Below are 17,004 nucleotides of genomic sequence, written 5' to 3'. Positions count from 1 at the left end.
CGTATGGCACAGCATAGCTTTATCAAAATGTCTAACGACACTCTTGTACCGGCTAATCCAGCGGCAAGGGATTTTTTGCATTCCAAAATCAAGTGTGGTGATGTGCTTTCGGCTGATTTCAAGAAAGCTCGCAACCCACGTTTTCACCGTAAATACTTCGCTTTACTCAATCTAGGGTATGAATACTGGGAACCAACCGGCGGTACCATTTCGCCTGAAGAAAAAGAGTTGGTGCGCGGTTACGTTAAATTCCTCGCTTACTACACAGATAACGACGATGATCTTCAATCCGCTGCAGATGTTTACCTAGATGAGATAGCACAGAAACGTGCTCACAATATCTCAGCAACCAAATCCTTTGATGCTTTCCGTTATTGGGTCGTTGAACAGTCTGGACATTATGAAACCTTTGAAATGCCAGACGGTAGCCTATGCCGTGTAGCCAAATCAATCAGCTTTGCCAAAATGGATGACCTAGCCTTTGGCGAACTCTACAAAGCCACACTCGATGTGCTTTGGAATTTCATTCTATTCCGTAAATTTCCCACCCAAGAAGCTGCTGAAAATGCGGCGGCTCAGTTATTGGATTTTACTTAGAGGCAAGACCAATGACCAAAAAATCAAAGACCAAAAAAGATAAACAGTGGCTATCAGATGTAGCAGAGCTTGGCTGCATTTGCTGCCGCAATATGGGGTATGGAGCAAGCCTCGCTGAAATTCATCATGTGAGAACGGGGCAGGGCATGGCTCAACGAGCTAGCCATAAAGATGTATTGCCGTTATGTCCACCTCACCACCGCGCTAGCTATGATACTGGCTTTCATACAGCGCCTAAAACGTGGCAAGAAATTCACGGTACCGAAACTGAACTACTGGAACAAACGAAAAGAGAAGTCATGGAGCTGCGCGCATGTCGAGTATAAAAAGTATTTCTGATGGACTTGTACTCGATGAAGAGCAAGAGGCTTGGTTACAAGGTTGGCTATCCAAGTTTGGTGCTTGGGTTTACAGTGGTAGATTAGAAAAACGCCAAAGCAGTATCATTGCTGAATTTATGGCTACAGTGGAAAAGCGTGATTATCCAGAAAGGGAAATATGTAACGATGACGACGGAATGTTAATCACCAAGGTGGTTGATAAAATTTATCATATAGACCGAGTCGCATTTACGTTATTGTTATTACGTTATGCCTTTGTGAGCTCCGACCGTGCCATTGCTCGTTATTATTATGGTATTGCACAGCCACGCCCGATGGTTCGCAGAAATCGCACGCTTGAACATCGAAAGCCCTCAATGGCCACATGTCGCCGTGAGGTAAAAGAAATCATCCGTTCTGCCGAGTATTTAATTTATCCACATCTCTATAATGCATTTAAAATACGCGATAATGAGTGGAAAAAGAAAAATAATAGTAAGAACGTGTTGACTTCTTTGAGCCAATGATCCACTATTTAAAGGTAGGTTGCCATTTGAGTAACTTCACCAACTAACCCAGCCAATGCGCTGGGTTTTTTGTTTGTGATATAAATAGCAAGATAATTAATAATTTACATATTAATTGATCAAATGTGTCAAAGTAGGCTCCATTATATCAAATGGGAGCTTTTTGATGATATATGATGCATTAAATAGTGTTTGTAAATACAGACAAAGTACTTCAGATAAAGTTTTTAGCACATCTTCGACCTATGCTATTCAAGCTAAGGCATTATTAAATAAACTAAAAAATGAAATTGAAGAGAAACTGTCAGAACAATTATCAATTAATAAAATAACAATTGATATATCTAAAGGCGCTGGTAATTTTCCTTTCATATGGCATGTTTGCTTATTGCCCGAAAACCAGAAGGTATCAAATGGGATATATGTTGCTATCTGTTTTGATAAGAAGGGAAAAGGAGCAGTTATTGGTTGTGCTGAATCAAAAACAAACCCTCAAGGATTGGATACTGTAATTAGAAAATCTAAAAAATCTGAGTTTTTAGGACTGGATGTAGACGGTAAAGGTGAAGGTACAAAATACAATAACGTTTTTTATAATCCCATGTCATTTTATTATAAAGAAGAGCCGACAGAAGAGGATGAACAAAGTTTAACTAACCATTTGGCTGTATCTATAAATGATACTATTTTAATTTTAAAAGGTGACAATAACCCTGATAAAGTTAATTCCCAAATGAGTATTCGTTCTGCTGCAAACACTAATATTGATTCTGATGTTAATTTATATGATTCACTACCAGAGTATGTAACGAGATCTATATTAGCTCGTAGAGGGCAGCGAAAATTTAGGCAGAATTTGCTCTTAGCTTATGATGGAAAATGTGCAATTACCGGATGTACCATTCAGGAATTACTTGAAGCTGCACACATTAATCCATTTTCCAAATCAGGCAATCAAGGAAATATTATTACTAATGGTATTTTGCTAAGAGCAGATATACACACTCTATTTGATTTAGGGTTACTGAAAATTACTAGCCATTATCAAGTTGAGATTGCTGATGACTTAAAAAATGATCCACTATACAGAGCATTGAATGGGACCATTATTCATTTGCCAAAGGATAAAAGTCACAGGCCTAGTATTGATGAGCTAAAGAAAAAATACGTTGGTGAAGTATAAGTATACTCCGTTTTACTAAGTGGTCATGAAATCCAAATTAACGTTAAACACTATGTGATACGAAAGATTAATGAGGTCAGATAAAATTAATTTTTACTGACCTCATATATATCTATCCGTTCTTCATTTCAAACTCGAATGATAATGAAATCATTGATTTTGGTAGTTTAAAACGAAAACGGTATTGGGTTTTAAATTCTTTACGTAATAATCTTTTAAGCATGGCGTAAGCCTCATTTTGTTTGATGTGTACCAACCGAAGCTTTACAGAAACCATTTTCATGCTTAGAATCACAAGTGTCTAAGTTGTAATACGGTCAGCATAAGAATGGTTAAAAAGTTCTAGTTGGCTTCTGAATAAGGCTAGAGGGCTTATGCTTTCTGGCCTTTTCTTTTGTAACAGCCCCAAGATAATGTTAATACTCGATTTTATCAAGTGAACAAATTGTACAGTTCTTGTGGATAACTGGTTGGATAAGAAAATAGATCATGTCGGTAAGCTGTATAGCAAAAGGCATTAATAAAAAATCATGCCTTACATGAGAACTGAAATAATTTTTGTAAATAACACTCGATTGCTGATTTTTTAAGCGTTATTTTGCATTGCATTAGAATATACCCATAGAATAATTCACTAAAATGATTTTTAGATGAAAGGTTCGCTTGTTTTTCTTAATTAAATTAATTTTTTAAAGGGCTGCGCATTGCGTGGCCCTTTTTCGTATACAGCCCCCGCAAATCACACTCAACATATTTAATCACTGCAATGCATTGTGGTTGGATATCTATTAACTAAACTCGGGCACTCCGTAGGAGGTGAAATCATGCGTATGGATAAATATAGCAACGCAGCCTACGGTAGTGCTGGGCTTACAGCATTTTTCGCGAGCCTATCACTTTATGAATGGGGTTTTATTATCGGGATGGCGTTCAGCATCATCCTAGGGCTAGCGACTTTCTTCATGAATAGGCGAGAACAACGAAAGCGAACTCGTTTATTTGAAGATCTGGTCAATAAGACTGACCCACAAAACCCATCAGCTACTGCACGAAAAGCCGCTGAACTTATGGCGAAAGCACCTAAGGATATCTAATGTCACTCAAACAAAAACTAACTGTGCTCGTTGGCGCAGGGGCTTTGGCTATCGCTTTAACAGTGATTGCACATTTTGAAGGTGTTAGATATGAACCTTATGAAGATGTGGGTGGGGTATTAACAGTGTGCTATGGGCATACGGGGAAAGACATTGTTCCTAATAAAGTTTATTCAAAAGAAGAATGTAATGAGTTGCTAGAGTTGGATTTTATGAAAACCAAACTGCAGGTCGATCGCCTGGTTAAAGTTCCTGTTGATGAACATACAAAAGCCGCACTGTATTCATTTGCCTTCAATGTCGGCACGGGTGCGTTCGCTAAGTCGACAATGCTTAAAAAGCTTAACGCAGGTGACCAATATGGTGCTTGCGAAGAGCTAAAAAAATGGGTTTACGCTGGTGGCAAGGTATGGCGTGGACTCGTTAATCGCAGAGAGGCGGAGGCGGCCATATGTCATGGAAACCTATAGTGGTTGTAATTTTCTTTATGCTACTTGCGATATCAATGATTGTATTTGGTGCCTACAGACTCACAGACAACACATGCAGTATTGATAAAGTCAGTTTAGAAAAACGCTGCCAGAAAGCTATCGATCATTACAAAGGTCGGCAAATCAATTTTTAATCTTCTATATGGTAACCGCCATGAATACAGTCAGAGTCGCGTTATTTATCGCAGCGTGGGTAGCCATATGGGGAATGTGGAAACAACACGAAAGGATAGGTGAGCTAAACATCAAGAATGCCGAACTACTCGTTGAGCTGACAGAGCAAGTCAAAATTAATGAAGATTACCAAGAACGAGTCCAATCCCTTCATAAACTCGATACTAAACATACTCAGGAATTAGCTAATGCAAAAATTCAAATTGATAAGTTGCGTATTGCTGCTGAGCGTAATCCTGAGCGGGTGTACATCAAAGCCAGTTGTAAAAAAGCCGAAGGCACTACCGCCTCCGGCTTGGATGATGCAATCACCGCCCGACCTACTGACTCCGCTATCCGAAATTATTGGTTACTCAGAGAGCGAATTGCAGAATCAGAGCAAATGATTTTGGGGTTGCAGGGCTATATAAGAACAGAGTGTATCTGGTGAATTAATTAATTTTCATATTCGTGAATCATAACACCATCAACATTTAAGAATGAGTCTCTTAGTATCCCAAGGGATAGCAATTCATTAAATTTTTGATAATAAGTAAGCTCTACTTGCTCGCGAGAAAGGCCAGTGAGGAAATCTTGTTGTTGGTTTGTTTCCCAGTAGATTTCTCCTTTACCGTTGATGAAGTGCCCTCTTAAAATACCTGACCATTTCTCGTTTTTTTTAGACATTAATAAGCTATGGCTATTTTCTTTTATTGGCTTAAATTCATAAAAAAAATTACCTTTGAAAATGAATATATTATTGCAATGAGTACATTGATATATGTCTCTTACATATTTGAATGATATAGAAGCAAAGTTATCTTTAGAGCCTTCTTCTAACTCATCAAGAAAGTCGTAAAAGTCTTGGTCAGCTATGTAATGAGCTTTGTAACTGAGGTAATCAGTATTATCCCTGATTATATGACCACAACTGCATTGAAATTTAGACATTCATTAGTGTCCTTATGGTATTAACTTACGAGTAGGGAAAGTTCTAAATCTAATAACAATATATAGTTTTAGATGAAATTATCAAAATTATCAAAAAGCTTACCTTAAAAGAACTAGTGGACTTTTTAATAGGCTAAGGAGATAAACACGATGGCTAAACCGGATTGGGGGACGCTACAGCAACAGTTCCTCACCGAACATGCTAAATCAGGAATATCCCCTAAAGAGTTTTGCGAAGACCAGGGACTCAATTACGCAACAGCAAGGCGATATATTAAAAAAACCGCTACGCAATCTGCGCAAAAAACTGCGCAAAAGAAATTGCGCACTGCGCACGATAAAGAATGCGCAAAAGAGCCTATATGTAATGGTCCTATATCAACTGCGCAGAGTAGTGAACAGGATAATGCACACAATGATGAAAGTGCGTTGAACCTGCGTAACTACAAGCTTACAGACCTACAATTTCGTTTCGTCAATGAGTATCTTATCGACTTAAACCGCACGGCTGCATACAAGAGAGCAGGTGGTAAATGTGATGGCCATAATGCTTATGCTAGCGCAAGTCAGATATATAGAAATATTGAGGTCAATCGAGCAATAAGGGACGCCTTGGCAGAACGAGAACGCAGAACCGAAATCACCCAAGATGCTGTATTAAAAATGTGGTGGGATATTGCGACAGCAGACGTTAATGAGTTAACTGAATATTGTCGCTTGTGTTGTCGTCATTGTTGGGGTTTTGGTTTCAATTATCAGTGGCGTGATGCGGTCGAATATGAAGATGCTGTGAAAAAAGCCACGGCGGCAAATAAACCACCTCCGCAAGATATAGGGGGCTATGGTTACGATGATACATTAGACCCCAATCCCGATTGTCCTCGATGTAATGGCGCAGGTCTTGGCCGTGTGCATTTTCATGATACGCGTGATTTAACTGGCGCAGCTCGTCGCTTATTTGCGGGTGTGAAAGAGGGTAAGTTTGGTGTCGAGGTTATCACTCGTAATCAAGATGATGCGCTTAAAATGGTTGCACAACATTTAGGGATGGTTAAGAACAAGACTGAGATTACAGGTGCTGATGGTGGGCCTATTCAATCAACAGGTATCGATTTAAGTCATTTGAGTTTTGAGCAGCTTATACAATTGAGAGAAAAAGCCGAAAAGTGATATAACATACCCATGTGGGAAAATGGAAGCATGGATATGCAAAAGGTAAAAGTAGACCAAATAACGTATGAGTGGCATACATATGAAACCGATAAGTACAACGGAATTTATGGTTTCAATTTCGATGGTACTAATGCGCAAGTTCTAGAAATTAAAGGTTTTGATTATGATTTTCATATCGTAATGCGAGTGCGTAAATACGACGGCTATTTTGTTTTTGGGACTATGTTGTGTTTTGGCTCTGTGCTGTCTAAGGATTATAGTGTTGTTGAATCAGGTGTACGTTTATTTTTATATAGGCCTAGGCTTAATTTTGCCAAAGGCCATTATATCGAAAGTAAACACATTCAGAGAATTTTGCAGCATATTAATAGCGGTAGGTTTAGGCCATTTATTGCTGATGTACGGGGAGAGTGGATAGATAGAAAAGCACTACCTCATGAAGTGAAAAAGATTAGTAGATAATTTCTTCTTTACTGCCTTTATTTAACATAATGGTCCTTACATGCCCTGCGACTTTTCAACTCAATTAAAATGTCACCTCAAACCGATAAAAGTCTAAATCTTCTTCCTGAATTTAGGCTTTTTATTCGTTGCTAATTTGTTATCAAAAACTCATTTTCCATTTCACTGTCATTTTGAGGTGAAAGGGCTATTTATTCCATTTTAGGTGTGGCTATGAATATCGATTTCAGTTTGTTTGATGAAGAGATCGAAAGGGAGATAGCGCGCCGTAGTTTGCATGAATTCATTCAGTATATAAACCCTGAATACATCACGAGCCATTTCTCTCAAACGGTGTGTGATGCGCTCGACCAGTTCTTGGTTGATATGATGGACGGGAAGCGCCCTAAGTTAATATTAGGCGCACCACCACAACATGGTAAGTCTGATATTGTTTCCCGTTATCTTCCCGCTTATTTCTTTGGAAAATATGCGCGCTATTGAAACGGGGGCGGTTGAGTGCGGTGTGGGCCAACTCAATAAAGTGGCCAGTTCGGTATTAGGTTGGGAAACCGTTCATAACCCCAGCAATGCAGTGTTGGGGCGAGATGCTGAATCAGACTTACAATCAAGGCGACGACGTAAGCAGACATTAGCCAAAAACACGGTGAGTGTGGGGGAGGCGATCACTTCTGCATTATATGAACTTGAGGGTGTGCGTTCGTTGGCCTATCGAGAAAACTACACAGACCAACCGATGATTTTCGATGAGATCACGTTAATTCCCCATAGCATTTATGTGTGTGTTGAAGGAGGCGATAAAGAGGCGATTGCTCGTTCGTTACTGCGTACAAAAACGCTTGGCGCCGCCTTTAACGGTCGTGAAGAGGTTGAGGTATTGGAAACTATCAGCGGCCAAATTTATCCCGTTAAATTCGATAGGGCGAAAGAAATTGTGTTGTTCTGCCGAGTAACAGTGAAAAAGCCACCGTAGATGCACAAACCATTATTCCCGCCGCGGTTGAGTCATGGGCAAATGGGGATATCGATGGTGAGGGCGGTTTAGTGGTGGGACGTGATTTATCACCTTTCGAAATATCAGCCGGTATCAATGCTGTTGAGCCTCGTTTATTTATTACACGTGTCGACCTTTCAACCGATGGCAAAGCCTGGTCTTCAAATAACTATGAAATCAAAATGAATGAGGTGGCAAGGCTCAAACGCAGTGCGGTACAGGTGGTGCTGGTATGAGCAAAATTCAATCATTTGATTTTCATTCTGATTTATTAAAGGCGATCCTTTGGCAATATGAAGATGCAGCAAACCTTAAGGCGTTAGCCAAATACAAAGCGGAATATTTTGAACAATCCACAGTCCAGTTTTGGCGTGATTGGTACCGTGATGTATTTAATATCGATATGGCAAATGAGTTTGGGCTGAATATTTGGTCGCGCATACTCGATGTGCCGTTGGGGATTGATGTCCCCCCGAGTGATAAAACCAAAATCGGCTTTGGTTTTGGTAAAAAAAATGCCAATTTCAAAGGCAACTTTCGGCGCAATGCCGATTACACACTATCACTGACGGTCGACCAAAAACGTCTCATCGTGCGTATGTGCTATTTTAACCTTACACAAAGCCCAACGGTCACCAATATTAACGAATTTCTTAAACGGTTCTTCTGGCAGGACGACAGCAAGGTATTTGTGCTTGATCCGCTGGATATGAGCTATTTGTATTACGTGTTCAATTTCAACCCAGATGAACGTTTACGGGTCCTTCTTGAAAACTTTGATCTTATGCCTCGCCCATCGGGTGTGGGTGTCAAATACCGTATCGTGACGAAAAAAGCCTTTGGTCACGGCCAACATCGTAAAAACTTCCTTAGCAGTAATTTCGGAGCCTAAAACTCATGACAAAAATATTTAAAATCCCCTTTGCAACACAAGGGGACAGAATCTCTATTCCCGATGATGTGCAAGCCGATGGCGCAGTTTCATACACGCAAGGCTATAGTTACGATTATGAGCGTGACCAACAAACTGACCCTGCCGCCAAAGATATTGAACGTGAAAAGATGAACGGCATATTTCACGATATCACCGAAGCAGTAGGGGAATTACAAAGCTTTGGTTTTCCTAAGTGGGCAGCAGAAGGCAAGCCATACCCAATCCGCGCGATTATTTATCATAAAAACAAAACGTGGCAGTCGAAGATTGAAAATAACAAAGTTGAACCTGTCGCAGGTACAGCATGGCAGGAACTGAAAGCCGATTTAAGTGCTGGTGATATCAATGTGTATACCAAAACGGAATCTGACAAGCGCTTCCAGCCATTAGGCAACTATCAGCCTGCAGGTTACAGCTATTCTAAAGCTGAATCTGATACCAATTATCAACCCAAAGGCAACTATGCCCCAGCAGGTAATTACGCGTTCAAAGGTGAAAGCTACACGAAAGCAGAGGGCGATGGGCGATACCAGCCGAAAGGCAGTTATCAGCCATCAGGTGACTATGCTTTAAAAGGGGATAGCTATACCAAGGCTGAGACCGATGGTAAGTATCAACCTAAAGGCAGCTATCAAGCGGCAGGTTACAGCTATTCGAAAGCGGAGTCTGATACCAACTATCAGCCTAAGGGCAATTATGCCCCAGCAGGGAATTACGCACTCAAAGGCGAGAGCTACACCAAAGCGGAAGGGGATACACGATACCAAGCTAAGGGGAGTTATCAACCGTCGGGGGATTATGCCTTAAAAGGGGATAGTTACACCAAAGCTGAAACCGATAATAAATACCAGCCCAAAGGCAGCTATCAAGCGGCAGGTTACAGCTATTCTAAAGCAGAGTCTGATACCAAGTACCAACCGAAAGGTAGCTATGCTCCCGCAGGTAATTACGCACTTAAAGGTGAAAGCTATACGAAGGCCGAAGGGGATACACGGTATCAGCCAAAAGGGAGCTATCAGCCTGCTGGTGATTATGCCCCAGCAGGGAATTATGCCGTTAAAGGTGATAGTTATACTAAATCTGAAACGTACAACAGAAAAGAAATTGATAATAAAATTAATACGCTGCCATCATATAAAAAATTATCAATGGTTCAAATATATGATGGTAAGGGGGCAGGGGATTCTTCTCATGCATTACCTGAATCAGTTACTGGATTTATAATTGGAATCCAAAGTACTAGGGATGGTACTGCTCTTTGGACGGGGGTTGCACCAATTGATGGCATCCCCTTTGCGATTGATGGAGGCAATGGTTCTCGTGGAGCTGTGGGCCGATTATCTAACGGAGGGAAAACGCTAACAGTAAACGATATGAGATATTGGGGGCTTGGCAAAGTTTACTTGTTTAAATAAGGCGTACCAATCATAAGAAAATAGCTACATATTACATTACGAGGCTGATAATCCACGTTTTTTTTATGAATTGATAAGGTCAGAATACTTTTATAGTTTTAAGTGTCTGACCTTTTAAAATACTATTGTGAGTTAACTCTAAAAAAATGGTAGGGTACTTTTAATAGAATAAACCTCTATTTCCAACTACTTGGCAATTCCTAATAGTAACTTGATTTTTGTTAGGTAATTTATAGAAGATCCTTTATGAAATAATCTCAGGGCATAAAACCATTTCATTTTACCCAAAAAATGTAAATCGACTAATTCGGGGTTTTCAGTAGCTGCGATTAAAAGAGTGCCTTGGTCATCATCAACAATACCGCTTTTCAAATATCTCCGCTGTACTTCTGATGTGATGAGATAAAAGCGACGCCAAAGGTTTTGGGAGCCAACAATCGGTGAACCTGCAATAAACACTTCATTCCTTAGCGCTCTGCCAACGACGATATCTAGTGGCTCAATTTTAAAGTCGTCTCTGATAGTAAATAAATGAATTTTATTTTCATCAAAAGGGTGATACCAATTTTTTATTCCGTAAGTTGTCTTATTCTTTCTGCAATAGCCGAAATCGACCCAAGCGACGAGCTCATTAGATACTAGACCAGATTCAATTGCTTTATGGACAAAATAATATTTAAGATTAGTTACAAGGACATATTTTTCAGACCAACACTCTGGATTTACCGCTTCTTGTGGTCTTATTTTATTTTTATATTCTTCACTTAACTGAATGGATGATATTTTACTCAATGTATGTTTGAATTTACTAAATAAATCAAGCGTGATAACTTTAGTTGGTCTTCCTTCCCGTAGCTCTAATATTCGCTTTTCATACTCATGTGAAGTAAAAACAATGATTTCATTTTCTAGTTGAGCTAGCTTATTAAAATAATCAAAGTACGTATCAACGGTTCTAACTAGTCTATTTTCTTTGCCATTTTGTGCATTCCAACTAGCCTTACCAATATCAAAAAAAGCAGTTACTATAGATATAGACTTTTTCATACATATCCCAATTTAGATTTTGTTACTTTAGGAAAAGTAAACATTAAGTAGTTTATACTATCAAATGGTGAAGCCATCTAACAGCAAAAAACCACCGTAATGGTGGGTACACAGGAAGTAACGTAACCAATTCTCGTAAGTATGTTTTCAACGCTGTGAGCACCTTGAGTGGTAGTACATCTCAACATGGAGGGCACACTCATACCTATTCAGGGAATACAGAAAACTTAGATTCAGGAGCAGCTTTAGCAGTAACAAATGCTTATATCATGTTGATGGGCTGGTATCGAATTAGTTAAAAATAAAAGCGTGCATTAGATGCACGCTTAGTATGATGTTATTTATCGACTTGGTTTACAAACTCAACAAATTCGGCTTCATCATTTTTATCTGCAGGGAATTTTATACCCACAAGAGGTATGATCTCGCCAGTCTTATCAAAGAAACTACGTTGATATAACAACGCATTATTTAACGTTGTGGTTTCTCCAATCGTATAAAATATAGCCATAACTGGAAGTGTTTCTGGTTTACTGCTATCCCATGCAGTAATAAGCAATTCGTTGTTCCAGTTAATTGGCTTATATTCTTCTTTTTCATCAAGTAGCTTTCTAATATCAGTAACTACACTGAATGATTCTGCACTTTTCTGATTTCCAGCCATCGGGTATGAGCAAGAGAACATATTCATAATGATAGATTTATCTTGGAAATAATGATTTTTAATGTGGAAATCAAACCATTTTTGAGCTGTATCTAAATTGTAATCAAGGCAGTTTCCAGAATTCTTTTCGATGCCATTTTCTTTCACTTTGGCTAATATTTCTTTTGAATAGAAATCTGGGATAGTCTCATCAACTAAAGGCCCACAACCAAAGTTATTTGTTTTTTTAGCGTCCGTTGAACCATCCGCTGGGTATGCACAAAGAACGGTATAGCTATCTTTACTTTGCGGGACTGATTTTAATGGGAAGAAAATAAACCCACTACCGTAGTCGGCAGAAGATGAAAATTTATGATCTTTGCGTAAAAAAGAGAATGCGACACTATTATTTTCATCAATTGGTCGGTGTGACCATGGCGATTGTTGTTCTTGCAATCTTAGACCATGGGTAACTAAACCTGAACACTCATAGGCTGGTGAGTTTGCACCACAATCCTTTGCTGTATTTTCATATAGCGCTTTGACAGTCTTATCAATACCGGTTTTTTCATATGATAAACCATTATTGATAAGAGTCTCGGTACCGATGGTGCTTTGCAATACTTTGTTTTCATGCCTGTATTTCATATACATGCGATTAAACACGATAGCAGTAATTGCGAGTATGACGATTAGTGCAATTAAAATCGGAACGGTCTTTTTACGTTGTTGCATTATGAGCCTCGGTAACATAAATCATGTGAATACTAAAAAACCTTATGATCCATTATATTAGCGATATGAATGTATATCTATGATAAATGAAGCAGATTACTGAATTTTAGTTATGTAATTGGGGGGATTTTGAGACTCAGTTATCAAAGTGCTGATTCGTTAGAGAGGCGTTAGTCGTTTAAAAGAAAACTGTGAAGCTACAAACTGAAAATTTTTTATCATCAGTAAGTATCATTCATCATAGGATTTGAAGCTAAGTCCGCATGGTAACGCACTAATAATAATTTTGAGAGTTAGCTTTATTGTATTTTGGTAACTCATTTTTATTTAGTTCAGCAAATCTTGATAGAGCGAGATATTCTAAATTAGTAACATGCCCTTTTTTTATTAGTTGTTGAGGGAATTCATCATCAGCATTTATTATTACTGGTTGAATGCAGACAAATAATTTATGGCCATCACTCCACTGTTGGTTCTCTAAATTGAAGAAACCAATATTGGATTCATTGAAATCTTTTTTAATTCTATTACCACCACTGTGACCTGTGTTGCCTGTTACAGATCTTTGAAATTGATATAGCCTTCTAGCTAATCCACCTTTTGAAACACTCATACCAATATAACTAACAGGATCGGTCCAGCAAAAATCCTTACCAGAGTAGTCATCTAGCGTTCTAATAATTGCGTAGATGCCAGGCATCGTAATATTTGTAAGCTGCATTCGATCTGACCAAGTACACCATTTTCCATAAGATACTTGAGGACATATGCCAGACATATTGATTTCTTCCTATTTAGGTTGTTGTTGCAAGAGTAATGGCAAAATACATCACTAGCGGGCATTTAATATTGTTAGCCGAGATTAAGGACCTCTAAGTAAGTTTTTGAGGTGTAATAAAAAAGCCCACCGAAGTGGGCTTTTAGTAACTTTCAAATGCGCGTGCATTTCACGTGCACTTTCTAGTCTTAATGTTGCCAGTGTCTAGTCCAACTGATTTTGCTAACTTCCTGTTTTTAAACCTGTTGTCTTATCACTGACCCACCAAATTTGGTGGGCTGGCGGAGTCTGAATTCGTCGCTTAACTAAATGATTTTATAGTGCTAATGTTCAATTCAACTTTTCAAAAGTGCCTAATAAGGTGCCTAAAAATGAATTAGTTTATTTCTTGAGTCTATGATTACTTAAATTCACGTAAAAAACTATATTTTTTTCGGTTAGCTTTAAATAAGGTATAATTTTTCATATTGGAAATATTCATAGTGGCTGTAATACTATTAATTTTCTAATAACCTTCAAGGTTTATTCATTATTGGCTCTTGTATAAAACATAATGGATGTTGTTCAGGATATGAATAATGTTGTTTAAAACCTAGAATAACATCCTTAGTTCTTACGGTATTGAATATTATTGGCCATAATTTAAATTAACCAGAAACTTTAACTTATTGATAATTATTGTGAAATGTTGGTTTTACTGAAGGTAAATTATAATTAGTCTATTAGAAATTAAACTAAAAAAGGCCCACATGCCTAATGCGGGCCATAATATTTTTCGGTTAACATAAGTTTTAATATCTATCTTCATTAATTGAGACGTATTCATATAGATATTAATAGTACCTTCGATAGATTCATTGGTGTAATTTTAACTAATCTGTTGTTTTTTTTAAAGAAAACCAGAAAGTTCTGGTGATAAATTTTGGCTGCCCATTTTAGGTGATGGCGTTTGCTGATTACGATTTGGCTGGGGAACGTACTTTGCTAGAGTGAGTGCCGTTGAAATGGTTACTGCGAGATTATCAATCAGTGGAACACTTACTCGCTCATGAAGGATTGCGGGGAAACCTGCGAGTGCAGCTCCCCCTAAAATGACACAGGATGCCCCATCTTTTTGTGCACAGGTATCGCTGAGTTTCACTATCATTTCATAAGCTTTATCTGGATTGTTAACGATTTCTGCGCCTGTCATTGAAACAGTTCTCACGGAAGCTAACCGGTTTGCTAGGCCAAAATTTTCAACTTGTTTTCCAAACTGCTTACGTTGAGCATTTGACTGTAGTTGTGCTAAATCTTTACAACTATAAATGCCAAGATCGAAATCAACGCCTTCATACTTTAAGTTTCACTGTGATGGAAAGGTAATGTCGTAGTTCTTTGAATTAGAATATTGATTTGAAGTGATGGCACTTTGACAATTGATACTAACTGTTACAAACGATACCGTGGTTTATGCTATGCTTTTAAAGTTCATAAATAATCCCAATAGTGATTTTTTCTTTATGTAGCCATAAGTAAGTCTTAAGGTTACATTTATTTGTTTTCGAGTATTATCTTTCGGTTTTATAAACCCTTGGCCCGCAAGATTATTAATTTGTTTACCGAATACTTTACCTGTGGTACCTCCAATTCCACCACCGATAATTATGCCAACACTAGGGAGGATGAATGAACCGATGATTGCACCTGCTTTGGCTCCTACAACAAATCCACCTACGTTTGAAAAGAAGAAGAATTAGGCTTGATAGTGTTGCATTACCTTTACGGAGTATCTAAATGTAGTATTGCAAAAAATAGAAACTGAGTGAAGGACGAATTCGTCAAATGATGAAAGTCGCTGAGGGCTTTGTTGATGGTTGTTTAGCTATGCTGGATGTGACTCTAGAAATGGATAACGAGGTAGTTAATAAAGTAAAAGTGATAGATAGTAAAAAGGTATTAGTGAACTACGCAAATTTGATGCTATTGTGATAAGAGTGAATGCGTTGCAACCAAAATCATAGAATGAAATATCGGAATGCGGGGTTCTTTATTGCCTCATCATTTCATCTTTAATAATATTATCGACCTAAATTAAATAGATATCGGATGTTCATATTTAATGAGGGATAATTAAATGAGTAGATTATTCTCAGTAGTACTAACCATCTCAATTATGGCTGTATCAAGCAGCACTTTAGCAGCGGAGAGAGATCTGAATAAGGAGGAAGAAGCAAAGGTAGTTAGCCTAATAAAAAACCACCTTAAATTACCAGCATCTGCAAAGTTTAAACTCGGCAAAATGATTGCTAATCCATATGATGCATACTGCGGGTCATTCGCTGAATCAAATAAAGAGACAATCCCTTTTATTCTTTCAATGCCTGCGCCTATAGGTCAGATTGACTTACGTCGAGTTGTCCTCGTTGGTGATAATGAATACAAGTACAACAGTATTATTGAGCAATGTGCAGGGTATGGATATAAATTAAATTAATGCTGTACGGCGGCCTTGAAAAAAATAAATACCACTCCGATTTACTTAATCATGGCGTCCCATACTAGGTAAATCTGGATTGCGGTATAGAGCCGTCAGCAATGGCGGTTTTTTTGCTTTCTGATTATTAATCGCGCTAATTTATAGTTGATGTGTTATAGTGTCTAAGTTATCATACCTCATTGCAATAAAAAGCAAATCTTGCACTTGCGAGTTTTTATCTAAACAATAAATGTGGTATCCAAGGGAGTAACTCCCAAGGAGCTCCTCATGAAATGGTCAACCTTCTATAGGCGCGTTGTGATATTCTCACAGAATATGATTATTGCTGTTGTAATGGTTGTGCTATTCATTCTTTTTGTTTCCTATCTGACCAATCTAGCTAAATAACTTTATACCGCCATTAGCTCAACAGGAAGACCAATTAGTCTTAGCAAAACTAAGAGTCGGGGTTAGATGCCTCGATGGCGGTTCATATTAGCTGTACCCCTTTGTATATAAATGGGAAGGCATATTAACTATTACATTCATGCGACAGCGGAATTACACAAGAGTTATCAAATTCATAAAGTTGAATGCTTCCTTTTCATTGTGGAAAATACTAAAGCCACTTTATACCAGTAATAGCCTGATGTAATGAACGAAAGGGGTGCAAGATTTGTGAATATCCGGCAAAAGTATAGATATAAAGTTTATAGATTAATTGTAAGTCAAAAGCATATCTAAATAAGATATGCTTACATTTATGTAGAAGTCATTAATAGATTGGAGGATTAAATTACGGCATCAAGAATTTTACTAAGAGTCTCATGGCGTATAGCAGAGCCCTTTTCCGCTTCTGAATCTCCATTTTTAGCGATGAGGTTATTGTACTCATAAGCTCTTAACTTAACTCGCGACTTTTGCTCATTGCTTAGCTGGTGAATAACCATAGTTAACAGTATTTCTATGGCACTATTTTCAGCCTTAATCTCATCAATCTGAGAAACCAACTCATTTAAAGATAATTCATTGATTGTGCTAGACATACA

At 38.2% G+C, this 17,004-nt stretch carries 20 protein-coding genes and 3 pseudogenes; 16 read left to right on the top strand and 7 right to left on the bottom strand.

Going from position 1 to position 17,004, the window contains the following annotated elements:
- Positions 1-3: 3 nt before the first annotated feature.
- From AC4IFT_RS06540 to AC4IFT_RS06505, 8 genes are all read left to right on the top strand, one after another.
- Entirely contained in the window at positions 4-597 is a 594-nt protein-coding gene (locus AC4IFT_RS06540) for a DUF1367 family protein (RefSeq protein ID WP_490750889.1), read from the top strand.
- Between the two features lie 11 nt (positions 598-608).
- Positions 609-923 carry a Ref family recombination enhancement nuclease gene (locus AC4IFT_RS06535; RefSeq protein WP_490750888.1) on the top strand — a complete coding sequence of 105 codons (315 nt, stop codon included), beginning with the start codon at positions 609-611 and terminating at the stop codon, positions 921-923.
- The gene (locus tag AC4IFT_RS06530) at positions 911-1,444 is read left to right on the top strand and encodes an antiterminator Q family protein (RefSeq protein ID WP_490750887.1); all 534 of its coding nucleotides are present in this window, start codon (positions 911-913) and stop codon (positions 1,442-1,444) included. Before AC4IFT_RS06535 ends, AC4IFT_RS06530 begins: the two co-directional genes overlap by 13 nt.
- 166 nt (positions 1,445-1,610) lie before the next feature.
- A complete protein-coding gene (locus AC4IFT_RS06525) occupies positions 1,611-2,627 on the top strand; it encodes an HNH endonuclease (protein ID WP_490750886.1) in 1,017 nt (338 codons plus the stop codon).
- An 824-nt stretch (positions 2,628-3,451) separates the two neighbouring features.
- Positions 3,452-3,721, top strand: coding sequence for an HP1 family phage holin (locus tag AC4IFT_RS06520; protein ID WP_004912034.1), 270 nt, complete (start codon positions 3,452-3,454; stop codon positions 3,719-3,721).
- Positions 3,721-4,191, top strand: coding sequence for a lysozyme (locus AC4IFT_RS06515; RefSeq protein WP_490750885.1), 471 nt, complete (start codon positions 3,721-3,723; stop codon positions 4,189-4,191). Before AC4IFT_RS06520 ends, AC4IFT_RS06515 begins: the two co-directional genes overlap by 1 nt.
- Positions 4,173-4,346 (top strand): hypothetical protein, encoded by a 174-nt coding sequence (locus AC4IFT_RS06510; RefSeq protein WP_206277412.1) that lies wholly within the window; start codon positions 4,173-4,175, stop codon positions 4,344-4,346. Before AC4IFT_RS06515 ends, AC4IFT_RS06510 begins: the two co-directional genes overlap by 19 nt.
- Positions 4,347-4,366: 20 nt before the next feature.
- Entirely contained in the window at positions 4,367-4,816 is a 450-nt protein-coding gene (locus AC4IFT_RS06505; protein WP_490750884.1) for a lysis protein, read from the top strand.
- A 5-nt stretch (positions 4,817-4,821) separates the two neighbouring features.
- Here AC4IFT_RS06505 and AC4IFT_RS06500 read toward each other — a convergent pair whose 3' ends face one another.
- Positions 4,822-5,316 carry a DUF8617 domain-containing protein gene (locus AC4IFT_RS06500; RefSeq protein WP_490750883.1) on the bottom strand — a complete coding sequence of 165 codons (495 nt, stop codon included), beginning with the start codon at positions 5,314-5,316 and terminating at the stop codon, positions 4,822-4,824.
- Positions 5,317-5,466: 150 nt separating this feature from the next.
- Between AC4IFT_RS06500 and AC4IFT_RS06495 the strand changes: the two genes are divergently transcribed.
- From AC4IFT_RS06495 to AC4IFT_RS06470, 6 genes and pseudogenes are all read left to right on the top strand, one after another.
- Positions 5,467-6,486 (top strand): terminase small subunit, encoded by a 1,020-nt coding sequence (locus AC4IFT_RS06495; protein ID WP_490750882.1) that lies wholly within the window; start codon positions 5,467-5,469, stop codon positions 6,484-6,486.
- Between the two features lie 30 nt (positions 6,487-6,516).
- Positions 6,517-6,951: a hypothetical protein gene (locus tag AC4IFT_RS06490; RefSeq protein WP_490750881.1), complete on the top strand. Its 435-nt coding sequence runs from the start codon at positions 6,517-6,519 to the stop codon at positions 6,949-6,951.
- 213 nt (positions 6,952-7,164) lie between these two features.
- Positions 7,165-7,422 (top strand): annotated as a pseudogene (locus AC4IFT_RS06485) (phage terminase large subunit); the annotation flags it as partial.
- Positions 7,418-8,181, top strand: a pseudogene (locus tag AC4IFT_RS06480) (baseplate J/gp47 family protein); the annotation flags it as partial. The pseudogenes AC4IFT_RS06485 and AC4IFT_RS06480, both read left to right, overlap by 5 nt.
- Complete coding sequence (locus AC4IFT_RS06475; protein WP_490750880.1) at positions 8,178-8,837, top strand: DUF2612 domain-containing protein; 660 nt, start codon at positions 8,178-8,180, stop codon at positions 8,835-8,837. The pseudogene AC4IFT_RS06480 and the gene AC4IFT_RS06475, both read left to right, overlap by 4 nt.
- A 5-nt stretch (positions 8,838-8,842) precedes the next feature.
- Complete coding sequence (locus AC4IFT_RS06470; protein WP_490750879.1) at positions 8,843-10,294, top strand: hypothetical protein; 1,452 nt, start codon at positions 8,843-8,845, stop codon at positions 10,292-10,294.
- A 186-nt stretch (positions 10,295-10,480) separates the two neighbouring features.
- Here the strand turns inward: AC4IFT_RS06470 and AC4IFT_RS06465 are convergent, their stop codons facing one another.
- From AC4IFT_RS06465 to AC4IFT_RS06445, 5 genes and pseudogenes are all read right to left on the bottom strand, one after another.
- Complete coding sequence (locus AC4IFT_RS06465) at positions 10,481-11,341, bottom strand: WlaTC/HtrL family glycosyltransferase (RefSeq protein WP_490750878.1); 861 nt, start codon at positions 11,339-11,341, stop codon at positions 10,481-10,483.
- Between the two features lie 337 nt (positions 11,342-11,678).
- Positions 11,679-12,719: a hypothetical protein gene (locus AC4IFT_RS06460; protein ID WP_490750877.1), complete on the bottom strand. Its 1,041-nt coding sequence runs from the start codon at positions 12,717-12,719 to the stop codon at positions 11,679-11,681.
- A gap of 274 nt (positions 12,720-12,993) precedes the next feature.
- Entirely contained in the window at positions 12,994-13,497 is a 504-nt protein-coding gene (locus AC4IFT_RS06455; protein WP_490750876.1) for a hypothetical protein, read from the bottom strand.
- Positions 13,498-14,386: 889 nt separating this feature from the next.
- Complete coding sequence (locus AC4IFT_RS06450; protein WP_490750959.1) at positions 14,387-14,806, bottom strand: aspartate/glutamate racemase family protein; 420 nt, start codon at positions 14,804-14,806, stop codon at positions 14,387-14,389.
- Positions 14,807-14,947: 141 nt separating this feature from the next.
- A pseudogene (locus tag AC4IFT_RS06445) lies at positions 14,948-15,196 on the bottom strand (glycine zipper domain-containing protein); the annotation flags it as partial.
- A 125-nt stretch (positions 15,197-15,321) separates the two neighbouring features.
- On the opposite strand from AC4IFT_RS06445, the gene AC4IFT_RS06440 reads away from it, so the two are divergent.
- Together AC4IFT_RS06440 and AC4IFT_RS06435 are read left to right on the top strand one after the other, a co-directional pair.
- Complete coding sequence (locus AC4IFT_RS06440; RefSeq protein ID WP_490732298.1) at positions 15,322-15,468, top strand: hypothetical protein; 147 nt, start codon at positions 15,322-15,324, stop codon at positions 15,466-15,468.
- Between the two features lie 145 nt (positions 15,469-15,613).
- Positions 15,614-15,973, top strand: a complete 360-nt coding sequence (locus tag AC4IFT_RS06435; RefSeq protein WP_272536582.1) for a hypothetical protein — start codon at positions 15,614-15,616, stop codon at positions 15,971-15,973.
- Between the two features lie 773 nt (positions 15,974-16,746).
- On the opposite strand, the gene AC4IFT_RS06430 is transcribed toward AC4IFT_RS06435, so the two are convergent.
- A complete protein-coding gene (locus AC4IFT_RS06430) occupies positions 16,747-17,001 on the bottom strand; it encodes a hypothetical protein (protein ID WP_272536583.1) in 255 nt (84 codons plus the stop codon).
- Between the last annotated feature and the right edge of the window lie 3 nt (positions 17,002-17,004).

It is taken from the genome of Providencia sp. UF-183, from assembly GCF_058246155.1.
Note: the sequence above shows the minus strand (reverse complement) of the source record. Positions and strands in the feature narration are given on the sequence as shown.